The sequence below is a fragment of the Actinomadura sp. genome, from assembly GCF_044508335.1.
Lineage (GTDB): Bacteria > Actinomycetota > Actinomycetes > Streptosporangiales > Streptosporangiaceae > Spirillospora.
The window spans coordinates 2,326-13,084 of sequence record NZ_JBIQHY010000160.1; the positions used below are offsets into that span (position 1 = coordinate 2,326).

Annotated in this window: 8 protein-coding genes; 2 read left to right on the top strand and 6 right to left on the bottom strand. The window is 73.3% G+C overall.

Annotated features, from left to right (window positions below):
• Nucleotides 1-1,145: hypothetical protein (locus ACIWVC_RS32115; RefSeq protein WP_396452376.1), on the bottom strand; the 1,145-nt coding region annotated here is incomplete at its 3' end.
• Nucleotides 1,146-1,205: 60 nt separating this feature from the next.
• Here ACIWVC_RS32115 and ACIWVC_RS32120 point away from each other — a divergent pair.
• Nucleotides 1,206-1,985, top strand: a complete 780-nt coding sequence (locus tag ACIWVC_RS32120) for a DUF2249 domain-containing protein (protein WP_396452374.1) — start codon at nt 1,206-1,208, stop codon at nt 1,983-1,985.
• 86 nt (nt 1,986-2,071) lie between these two features.
• Here the strand turns inward: ACIWVC_RS32120 and metH are convergent, their stop codons facing one another.
• Nucleotides 2,072-5,677, bottom strand: a complete 3,606-nt coding sequence (metH, locus tag ACIWVC_RS32125; protein ID WP_396452372.1) for a methionine synthase — start codon at nt 5,675-5,677, stop codon at nt 2,072-2,074.
• Between the two features lie 175 nt (nt 5,678-5,852).
• On the opposite strand from metH, the gene ACIWVC_RS32130 reads away from it, so the two are divergent.
• The gene (locus ACIWVC_RS32130; protein WP_396452370.1) at nt 5,853-6,482 is read left to right on the top strand and encodes a uridine kinase; all 630 of its coding nucleotides are present in this window, start codon (nt 5,853-5,855) and stop codon (nt 6,480-6,482) included.
• Here ACIWVC_RS32130 and ACIWVC_RS32135 read toward each other — a convergent pair.
• The 4 genes from ACIWVC_RS32135 to ACIWVC_RS32150 form a co-directional block, all read right to left on the bottom strand.
• The gene (locus ACIWVC_RS32135) at nt 6,479-6,853 is read right to left on the bottom strand and encodes a DUF6221 family protein (RefSeq protein WP_396452368.1); all 375 of its coding nucleotides are present in this window, start codon (nt 6,851-6,853) and stop codon (nt 6,479-6,481) included. The two genes, ACIWVC_RS32130 and ACIWVC_RS32135, sit on opposite strands and share 4 nt — an antisense overlap.
• 99 nt (nt 6,854-6,952) lie before the next feature.
• Entirely contained in the window at nt 6,953-8,206 is a 1,254-nt protein-coding gene (locus tag ACIWVC_RS32140; protein ID WP_396454991.1) for a lipase family protein, read from the bottom strand.
• A gap of 134 nt (nt 8,207-8,340) precedes the next feature.
• Nucleotides 8,341-9,450 carry a cytochrome P450 gene (locus ACIWVC_RS32145; protein WP_396452364.1) on the bottom strand — a complete coding sequence of 370 codons (1,110 nt, stop codon included), beginning with the start codon at nt 9,448-9,450 and terminating at the stop codon, nt 8,341-8,343.
• Nucleotides 9,451-9,491: 41 nt separating this feature from the next.
• On the bottom strand, nt 9,492-10,759 hold a 1,268-nt coding region (locus ACIWVC_RS32150), incomplete at its 5' end, for a glycosyltransferase (protein WP_396454992.1).

Sequence of the window (10,759 nt, forward strand, 5' to 3'; positions counted from 1 at the left end):
CCTGCCGCCGGCCCTCCGGCCGGGCGCGGCGCCTCACGCCTGACCAGGCGGGATGCGGCGAAGGCGCAGCCGCCGAAGAGCAGGAGCGCCACCTCGCCGAGCACGCCCCCGGTCGTCCGCGCGAGGGAGACGCCGGCCAGGTCGCCGGCCACGCGCACCACCAGCGACGCGTGCAGCAGCACGAGCGGCACGTACAGGATCGGGTGGTAGGGCAGCCGGACCCGCAGCACGGCGGGCAGGATCACCGGCGCGTGCCCGAACACCATCGAGATCACGAAGCCGAGGAACACCGCGTGCAGGGCGGCGTCGTAGAAGCCGGTCGACGCGGGGCGCCCGGCGGCGAGCCAGATCGCCCCGGCGACGGTGAGCCAGGCGTATCCGGCGAGCAGGCAGGCGGCGGCGAACCGGGGCAGCCCGGTGCCGCGGACGGTGCGGCGCGCGACGTCGTGGACGGCGAGCCAGCCGGCGAGCGCGATCATGCCGAGCCCGGTGAGGCGCCATCCCGGGTCGTCCCACCGCACGGAGACGGCCGCGCCGGCGCCGATCACCGCGGCGGCGGCGACGAGCCCGTCGGCGGCGCGGCGGCCCAGGAAGGCGACCCGCGCGAGTTCGAGGCGCTCACCGGCGATGGTCAGGATGAGGAACGCGGCGAGCCACGGGACGACGTCGCCGACGGTGCGGCCGCCGATCCACAGCATGCCGCCGGCGTACCAGGCGACGGCGCCCATGATCTGGACGGCGAGGTCGCGTCCCGTCCGGCGGCCGAGGACCGTGATGTAGATCGCGATGAGCCAGCCGCCGGCGGCGGTGAGCAGCAGCCGCCCGGGGAGCATGAACCCGGCGGCGGTGGCGAGCCCGCCCGCGGCGGCGAGGGCCGGGGAGGCGTAGGCCCAGGGGCGGCCGAGGGCGACGGCGCGTTCGAGGGAGATCAGCGTGCCGAGGAATCCGAGGGCCATCAGCGGGCCGTGCTGCTGCGCGAACGAGGTGCGCGGCAGCGGGACGTCGAGGTTCAGCAGGCCCAGGGCGCCCCAGAGCGCGACCAGGAGAGACAGCAGCGCGCCGGCGAGCAGCGGAAGCCGGCGCGCCGCCGGACGGGGCACGGCCCGGGGGTCGAGGTCGCGTACCCCTGTGACCTGATTCTCCATGCCCGCTATTATAAATACAAGTAGTGTTGTGAAAAACAGTCCGGCACCCCAGGAGTGCTCATGACCACATCGACCGCGAACCCGCAGCAGGAGACGGTGCGGGCCATCCTCGACCATCACGAGCGGCTCGGCCGGACCATGGCCGACCACACGCTCACCATCGCCCGTGCCGTCGACCAGCTCGCCGCCCCCTACGACCGGCGCGACAAGCTCACGGCGTTCTGCACCGACGAGATCATCCCCCACGCGGAGGCCGAGGAGCGGACGCTCTACAAGGCGGCCGAAGAGATCCCCGAGGCCCGCCTCCTGCTGCGCGCGATGCTGCGCGAGCACGTCGTCCTGCGCGAGAAGGTCGCCGAGCTGGCGGCGGCGCGGACGCCCGCGGAGGCGGTCGGCGCGGCGACCGCGGTCAACGCCCTCTTCCAGTCGCACCTGGAGAAGGAGAACGACCTGATCCTGCCCGCGCTCGTGGACGCCGGCGTGGACCTCGGCGCGCTGCTGGACGGCATGCACGAGATCCTGGGCGAGGGCACGGCGTCCGGCGACGACGGCCACCAGTGCACCTGCGGCGGCCACGACGCGCACCCAGGCGTCCCCGGCGCGACCGCCGAGCTGGCGGACGGCGAACTCGACGTGCGGGTGCTCGCCCACGGGCAGCGCCACCAGCAGATCTTCGCGACGTTCGAGGCCCTGGGGTCCGGGGAGGGGTTCGTCCTCGTCAACGACCACGACCCGAAGCCGCTGTACTACCAGTTCGCCTCCCAGTACCCCGGTGAGTTCACCTGGGACTACCAGGAGGCGGGCCCGGAGGTCTGGAAGGTCCGCATCGCCCGTCCCTGACCTCCCGGAAGGCCCGGTGGCAAGGCACGCCTGACGGCCGCGGCGCGGCGGCCGTCAGGCGTTTCCCGTCGTCGGCGTCCCGCCGGTCAGGCGGGGTCGTAGGCGAGGTTGGGCGCCAGCCAGCGCTCCACTTCGACGACCGGGAGGCCGCAGCGGGCGGCGTAGTCCTCGATCTGGTCCTTCCCGACGCGGCCCACCGTGAAGTACCGGGACGCCGGGTGGGCGAAGATCAGGCCGCTGACGCTGGCGGCAGGGGCCATGGCGAAGGACTCGGTGAGCTTCATGCCGAGCCGGCCCGCGTCCAGCAGGTCGAACAGCGTCTGCTTCAGGCTGTGGTCGGGGCTCGCCGGGTAGCCGAGCGCCGGGCGGATGCCGCGGAAGCGCTCGGCGTGCAGGTCCTCCAGCGACGGCTCGGCATCGGGCTCGAACCAGGCGCGGCGGGCCTCCAGGTGGACGTACTCGGCGAACGCCTCGGCCATCCGGTCGGCGAGCGCCTTGACCATGATGGCCTTGTAGTCGTCCTTCTCCTCCTCGAACCGCGCGGCGAGGTCCTCGGCGCCGAGGATCGTCACGGCGAAGCCGCCGAGGTGGTCGCCGGACGGGGCCACGTAGTCGGCGAGGCAGCGGTTCGGGCGCCCCTCCGGCTTCGACGTCTGCTGGCGCAGCATCGGGAAGCGGGCGTCCGGCAGGACGATGTCGTCGCCCTCGGAGTGCGCCGGCCAGAAGCCGTAGGCGCCGCACGCCTCGAACGAGCCGTCCGCGACGATCTGGTCGAGCAGCTGGTTGCCCTCGTCGAACAGCTCGCGGGCGACGGGCTGGTCGAGGATCGCCGGGTACTTGCCCTTCAGCTCCCAGGCCAGGAAGAAGAACTGCCAGTCGATCATCTCGCGGATCGCGGACAGCTCGGGCCGGACGATCCGGACGCCGGTGAAGGCCGGCGTCGGCAGGTCGGAGAAGTCGACCTTCTCGCGGTTCGCGCGGGCCTGCTCGATCGTGAGCATCGGGCGGCGCTGCCTCTTCTCGTGCTGCTCGCGCAACTGGGCCTGCTCCTCGCGGTTGGCGGCGGCCAGCGCGGCGGCGCGGTCCTCGTCGAGGAGGTCGGAGACGACGCCGACGACGCGGGACGCGTCCAGCACGTGCACGGTCGTCGCGTCGTAGGCGGGCGCGATCTTCACGGCGGTGTGCTGCCGGGACGTGGTGGCGCCGCCGATGAGCAGCGGCAGCCTCATGCCGCGGCGCTCCATCTCGGCGGCGACGGACACCATCTCGTCCAGCGACGGGGTGATCAGGCCGGAGAGGCCGACGGCGTCGGCGTTCTCCTCGATCGCGGTGTCGAGGATCTTCGCGGCGGGGACCATCACGCCGAGGTCCACGACGTCGTAGTTGTTGCAGCCGAGGACGACGCCGACGATGTTCTTGCCGATGTCGTGCACGTCGCCCTTCACCGTCGCGAGGACGATCTTGCCCTGGCCGCGCTCCTGCCGGATGCGGCCGGTGCGGAGCGCCTCCTCCTTCTCCTTCTCCATGAAGGGCTCCAGGTAGGCGACGGAGCGCTTCATCGCGCGGGCGCTCTTCACCACCTGCGGCAGGAACATCTTCCCGGACCCGAACAGGTCGCCGACGATCTTCATGCCGTCCATCAGCGGGCCCTCGATGACGTCGAGGGGGCGGGCGGCCTTCTGCCGGGCCTCCTCGGTGTCCTCCTCGATGAAGTCGACGATGCCGTGCACGAGGGCGTGCGACAGGCGCTGCTCGACGGGCGCGTCCCGCCAGGACAGGTCGACCTCCCGGACGGTGCCCTTGCCCTTGACGGTCTCGGCGAACGACACGAGCCGGTCGGTCGCGTCGGGGCGCCGGTTGAACAGCACGTCCTCGACGAGTTCGAGCAGGTCGGCGGGGATGTCCTCGTAGACGGCGAGCTGCCCGGCGTTCACGATGCCCATGTCGAGCCCGGCGCGCACCGCGTGGTACAGGAACGCCGAGTGCATCGCCTCGCGGACGACCTCGTTGCCGCGGAACGAGAACGACAGGTTGGAGATGCCGCCGCTGGTGCGGGCGCCGGGGCAGCGCTCCTTGATCCGCGGCAGCGCCTCGATGAACGCCTTCGCGTAGTCGTTGTGCTCCTCGATGCCGGTCGCGACGGCGAGGACGTTCGGGTCGAAGATGATGTCCTCGGCCGGGAACCCGGCCTGCCGCGTGAGCAGGTCGTAGGCGCGGGCGCAGATCTCGACCTTGCGGTCGGCGGTGTCGGCCTGGCCGGTCTCGTCGAACGCCATGACGACGACGCCGGCGCCGAAGTCGCGGATGCGGCGCGCCTGCTCCAGGAACGGCCCCTCGCCCTCCTTCAGGGAGATCGAGTTGACCACGCCCTTGCCCTGGACGGTCTTGAGCCCGGCCTCCAGCACGCTCCACCGCGAGCTGTCCACCATGATCGGGATGCGGGCCACCTCGGGCTCGGTCGCGATCAGGTTCAGGAACGTCGTCATCTCCCGCTCGCTGTCGAGCAGGTCGGCGTCCATGTTGACGTCGAGGAGGTTCGCGCCGCCGCGCACCTGCTCCAGCGCCACGTCCACCGCGCCCTGGTGGTCGCCCGCCTCGATGAGCTTGCGGAACCGCTTGGAGCCGGTGACGTTCGTCCGCTCGCCGACCATGATGAAGCCGGTGTCGGCGCCGATCTCGAACGGCTCCAGCCCGCTGAACCGGCTGGCCCTCGCGGGCCGCGCCACCCGGCGCGGCGCGACGCCGCGCACCGCCTCGGCGATCTTCGCGATGTGCGCGGGGCCCGTCCCGCAGCAGCCGCCGACCACGTTGACCAGGCCCGACTCGGCGAAGTCGCGCAGCAGGGCGCCGGTCTCCTCGGGGGTCTGGTCGTAGCCGCCGAACGCGTTCGGCAGGCCCGCGTTCGGGTGCGAGGCGACGTAGGTGCCGGCGATCCGCGCCAGCTCCTCCACGTGCGGGCGCATCTCCGCGGCGCCCAGCGAGCAGTTCACCCCGACGGCGAGCGGCTCGGCGTGCTCGACCGACCGCCAGAACGCCTCGACGGTCTGCCCGGACAGCGTCCGCCCGGACAGGTCGACGATCGTCACCGAGATCCACAGCGGCAGCTCGGGGGCGACCTCGCGGGCCGCGGCGATCGCGGCCTTCGCGTTCAGCGTGTCGAAGATCGTCTCGATCAGCAGCAGGTCGACGCCGCCCTCGGCGAGCCCCGCGATCTGCTCCGCGTAGGTGGCCTTGACCTGGTCGAACGTGACGGTCCGGTAGGCCGGGTCCTCGACCCGCGGGGACAGCGACAGCGTCACGTTCAGCGGGCCGACCGAGCCTGCGACGAACCGGCCCTCGAACTCGGAGGCCGCCTGCCGGGCCAGCCGGGCGCCCTGCACGTTCATCTCGCGGACCAGGTCGCCTTCGAGGCCGTAGTCGGCCTGGGCGATGCCGGTGGCGGTGAACGTGTTGGTCGTGGTGATGTCGGCGCCGGCGGCGAGGTACTGCCGGTGGACGTCCAGGATCACGTCCGGCCGGGTCAGGTTCAGCAGGTCGGGGTCGCCGGTGACGTCCTTCGGGTGGTCATCGGTGACGCGGTCGCCGCGGTAGTCGGCGGGGGTGAGCCCCGCGCCCTGCAGCATCGTGCCCCAGGCGCCGTCGAGCACCGCGATCCGCTCGTCCAGAAGCTCGCGCAGATTGGTGTGGGTCATATTTCTTCGAGCACCTCCCAAGTTCGTATGGGAGGCGCCCTTGCGGAAGTCGGTGTCTCGGGCCCGAGCGTGGCGGGCTCTCGCCCGTTGCAGCGCCTCTCGGACCCGTACGAGAGGTTACCTTCCCGGGATCCGATGTGTCAGTCGCGTCCCACGATGCGGGCAGGATGAAGTGATGCGGGTACGACCGATCTCGCCATCGCTCGTGGTCACGGAGCTGTCCGACCGGATCGCCGGTTCCGGCCGCGGCTCGTGGCTGCGGGTCGCGATCGACGGCGCGCCCCCCGCCGCCCCCTGGGACCTCGCCGACGCGCTCGTCTCGCCCCTGCGCGCCCTGGGGCGGGACGTCGTCCGGGTGTCGGCGCGCGATTTCCTGCGCCCGGCGTCGCTGCGCTTCGAGTTCGGGCGGGACGACCCCGACGTCTACTACGACGAATGGCTCGACGTGAACGGCCTCGTCCGGGAGGTGCTGGCTCCGCTGGAGCCGTCCGGGACGGGGAAGGTCCTGCCGAGCCTGTGGGACGCGGAGCTCGACCGGGCGACCCGGGCGCGCTACGTGCCCCTCCAGCCCGGCGGGGTCTGCCTGCTGGACGGATCGCTGCTGCTCGGCCGCGGCCTGCCGTTCGACCTGACCGTCCATCTGACGCTGTCCAGCCGGGCGCTCGCCCGCCGCACGCCGGACGACCAGCGCTGGACGCTGCCCGCCTATGCGCGCTACGAGACCGAGGCGGCCCCGCTCCGCAGCGCGGACATCGTCCTGAAGATGGACGACCCCGGCCACCCGGCGATCATCACCGAGGTCTAGGGCCGCCACTCCTCCCGGTAGGCGGGGTGGGTGGCGTAGGGGAGGGCGAGGAGGCGCAGCACCGATTCGCGGACGGCCTGCGCGGCCTCCAGCTCGGGAGTGCGGTGGCCCTGTTCGAGGATCCAGGCGGTCTTCTCGTAGTCGTCCACGATCTGGCGGCGGGCGGCCACCTCGGCGAGGGTGCGGGCGGGGTGGTGGCGGGCGATGTGCTCGGCGTAGGCGTCGTTCTCGGCCTTCGCGACGAAGCCGGCGGTGTCGGAGTCGATGTTGATCGTCCCGGAGGGCGTGGCCTTCCAGGGGGCGGACGAGCTGTCCCGGGCGATCTGCTCGTCGCGGGCCAGCCGGGCGCGGAGGAACTCCACCAGGTCCATGGGGCCATCCTGCCCTCTGCGGGAGCGGGATGGCCCCATGAAGGCCCCGGCGGCCGGAATCAGGCGGCCGGAATCAGGCGGCCGGAACCGGGCACCGGATCAGGCGGCGCAGTTGCCGGCGACCGGCTTCCCGGCGAACCGGTCGGCGAGGAACGCCATCGCGTCGGGCTCGCTCCAGAGCATGCCGGTGGCGTGCTCGGCGAACGTGTAGGTCTTCCAGGTCAGGTTCGCGCCCTTGGCGCACCACGCCTTGTGCAGCGTGTCGGCCTGCGCGAACGGGATGATCTCGTCGTAGACGGCCTGGGTCTGCAGCACCGGGACGGACGGCGCGGTGGAGCCGAGCTTGTTGGCCGCCAGCCGCCGCTGCCACTGCGGGGTCTCCAGCGGGTCGCTGGTGGTGTAGTCGCTGATCTTCTTGAAGAGCGTCCCCGCGAGGGTGCCGATGCCGTCCACGCTGACCAGGCACAGGTCCTTGGCCTTGTCCAGCAGCTCGCGGCCGTTGGCGTTGAGGTACTTCTCCAGGTCCAGTTCGGGGTAGGCGGCGTCGTAGCCGACCGCCGCCATGAACATCAGGCCGACGAACGGGGAGCCGTCCAAGCCCCTGGCGACCGCCACCAGGTCCGCCGGGACGCCCCCGGCGAAGGCGCCCTTGATGTCGAGTTCGGGGGCGTAGGACCGCGCCAGCTCGGCGGCCCAGCCCGAGGACGTCCCGCCCTGCGAGTAGCCCCACAGGCCGACCGGCGAGCCGGCCAGGCCGGCGGCCGGGAGGCGCTGCGCGGCCCGCGCCATGTTCAGCACGGCCTTGCCCTGGGAGCGGCCGACCTCGTAGGTGTGCCGGCCCGGCGTACCGAGGCCCTCCATGTCGGTGACGGCGACGGCCCAGCCGCGGCTGAGCGCGTCGGCGACGAAGAACATCTCGTAATCCGTGCCCTGGGTGAGGGTGTAGGACGGCGCGCAGGCGTCGCCGAGGCCCCGCGTCCCGACGGCGTAGGAGACGACCGGGCGCTTGCCCTCGCCCGTCCACGCCTTGGCCGGGACGAGCACCATGCCGGACACGGCGGTCGGCTCGCCCTCCGCCGTCTCCGACCGGTACAGGACCTGCCACGATGTGACGCCCTCGTACGGGGAGCGGCCGAACGGGTCCATGGTGAACACGGCCGGGCGGGACCGGATGACGTCGCCGGGCCTGCCGGCCGGGAGCGGGGACGGCGGCGTGTAGAACGGATCCCGGCCCGGGGGTACGGGGTCCCGGGGTGCGGCGGCGGCGGTGCCCTGCAGGGCGGACGCCGCCATGGCGAGCCCGATGCAGGACGCGGCCACGGCGCGCAGCACCCGGCGGACGGTGATGGACATGGCGGGTAACCCTTCGTCTTCGCCTGCCGTCGGCGTGACGGCCACCCGACCGTAACGTAATTAGACACTTACTCCAATGAGGCGCGGGACACATCCAGGCCGCCGGTTTTGTGCCGGCACGACAAAACGGGCATTCACCACCGCACGGGCAGCCGCGTCGGACCCCTGACCAGGCTGTCCGCGCGCCAGGGGACGTCCTCCGGCGGAACCGCCAGGGCCAGCCCGGGGAACTCCTCGAGCAGGACGGTCAGGGCGGCCTCGGCCTCCATGCGGGCGAGGCCCGCGCCGATGCAGAAGTGCGCGCCCTGGCCGAACGCGATGTGGGCGGGGCCGTCGCGGGTCGCGTCGAACCGGTCGGGCTCGGCGAACACGGCGGGGTCGCGGTTGGCCTCGGCGAGGAGCGGCAGCACCATCTCCCCCTCGGCGACCCGGCCGGACGGCAGGTCGACGTCCCGCGTCGCCACGCGCGGCATCGCGTAGAGCGCGGGGGTGTCGTGCCGCAGCAGCTCCTCGACCAGCGCCCCGGTGGGCGCGACCTCCCCGTAGAGGCCCTCCTTGAGCAGGGTGAACACGCCCATGGCGATGAGGTTCGCCGTCGTCTCGTGGCCCCCGGTGATCAGCGCGGTGACCAGGCTGACCAGCTCCCCCTCGGTGAGCGCGTCGGCGCCGTCCCGGGCGGCGATCAGGTCGTCGAGGAGCGCCTCGCCGGGCCGCGCGCGGCGCTCGGCGAGCAGGCCGCGGACGTGGCGGCGGAACTCGCGGGCCGCCGTCGCGCGCTCGCCGGCGCCGAGCTCGGACAGCGAGAGCGCCGCGTCCGCCCAGCGCCGGTAGTCCGCGCGGTCGGACTCGGGGATGCCGAGCACCTCGCAGATCACCCGCACCGGCAGCGGGAACGCGAACCCGGCGACCAGGTCGGCCGGCGGCCCGTGCGCGGCCAGCTCGGCGGCCAGCTCCCGGGTGATCTGCGCGACCCGCGGCCGCCAGCGGGCGATCCGGCGCGGGGCGAACGCGCCGGCCACGATGCGGCGGATGCGGGTGTGCTCCGGCGGATCCATGTTGATCACCGAGCCGGGGTCGTCGCTGATGTCGCGGCCGCGCGCCATCCGGCCGCCGGTCGTGCGGCTCAGGTCGCGGCCGAACCGCGGGTCGGTCAGCACCTGCCGGACGTCGTCGAACCGGCGCGCGCCGCGCATGGTCACGCCGTTCGGAAGCGCGATCTCCGGCAGGCCGTCCCGAGCGGTCATCGTCCCTCCTCAGCTTCCGCTCCGCGAAGGTGATCCCCGTGTCATTGGACCACCGCCGTGCGGCCCTTCCAGGTGCCGCCCTTCCCGGCGCGGTGGCGGCGGGCCGAATCGACCGTCATCGCGGCGTACATCAGCGCGACCGCGGGCAGACCGAGGGCGCGCAGGGGCGAAAGTCCGTAGAAACGGAGCATCGGGACGTAGGTGAGCGTCATGATCGCCCAGGCGGCGCCTCCCGCCGCGAGTGCCGCCGGGCGGCCGGTGAGGGCTCCGGTGAGCGTCGCGGCGGGCGGCACCGCGTAGAGCAGGAGCAGGCCGAGGACGGTGCCCGCCAGCAGGGCGGGCGAGTAGCGCAGCTGGTGGTAGGCGCTGCGGGCGATCATCATCCACAGGTCGGCGAGGCGGGGGTAGGGGCGGCGGCTGACGACGTCCCGGCTCAGGTCGAGGCGGCAGCGCCCGCCCGCGCGCTTGATCAGGCGGCCCATCGCCACGTCGTCGATGAGCGCGCCGCGGATCGCGGCGATGCCCCCGGCCCCGTCCAGCGCGGCGCGGCGGACGAGCATGCACCCGCCGGCCGCGGCGGCGGTGCGCGCCCCGTCCCGGGTGACGCGGCGGAACGGGTACAGCTTCGCGAAGAAGTACACGAACGCCGGGACGATCACCTTTTCCCAGCGGGTGCGGACGCTCAGCGTCGCCATCTGCGAGACGAGGTCGCGCCGGGCGTTGACGGCCTCGCGGACGAGCCGTTTCACCGTGCCGGGCCCGTAGGCGATGTCGGCGTCGGTGAAGAGGTAGAAGTCGGGCTCGCCCGCGGCGCGGACGCCTTCCGACATCGCCCACACCTTGCCCGCCCACCCCTCGGGGCGGTCTCTCGCGGACACGACCTCGTCCGTGAGGCGGGCGGCCGTTTCGGCGGTGCCGTCACTGCTGCCGTCGTCCACCACGACGATGCGGAAGGCGCCCGGGTAGTCCTGGGCGACCAGCGTCGGCAGGGTCTCGGGAAGGACGGCGGCCTCGTCGCGGGCCGGGATGACGGCCGTCACCGCGGGCCATTCGGGTGGATCGTCCCGGTCGGGCAGGCCGGGGCCGGTCCGCCAGAACGCGCCGTGGCCGAACGCCAGGTACAGCCAACCGATCAGTGCCGCCGCCGCCAGAACGTCCACGATCACCACGGTCCGCAGCCTCGCACCGGCCCCGGCCGCGCGTCCACCGCGCCCGGGCGGCGGGCGCGTCAGCGCGGGACGCCGGACGCGGCGCGCAACCGGGCGCCCTCCCGGGCCGCCGGGCGGGGCGCGCCGCCGGCCGCGGCCCG

Excerpts from the sequence above, each read along its gene's own strand:
- ACIWVC_RS32120 (WP_396452374.1), top strand. The coding sequence starts at position 1,206 with ATGACCACATCGACCGCGAACCCGCAGCAGGAGACGGTGCGGGCCATC.
- metH (WP_396452372.1), bottom strand. The coding sequence starts at position 5,677 with ATGACCCACACCAATCTGCGCGAGCTTCTGGACGAGCGGATCGCGGTG.
- ACIWVC_RS32145 (WP_396452364.1), bottom strand. The coding sequence starts at position 9,450 with ATGACCGCTCGGGACGGCCTGCCGGAGATCGCGCTTCCGAACGGCGTG.
- ACIWVC_RS32130 (WP_396452370.1), top strand. The coding sequence starts at position 5,853 with ATGCGGGTACGACCGATCTCGCCATCGCTCGTGGTCACGGAGCTGTCC.
- ACIWVC_RS32135 (WP_396452368.1), bottom strand. The coding sequence starts at position 6,853 with ATGGACCTGGTGGAGTTCCTCCGCGCCCGGCTGGCCCGCGACGAGCAG.
- ACIWVC_RS32140 (WP_396454991.1), bottom strand. The coding sequence starts at position 8,206 with ATGTCCATCACCGTCCGCCGGGTGCTGCGCGCCGTGGCCGCGTCCTGC.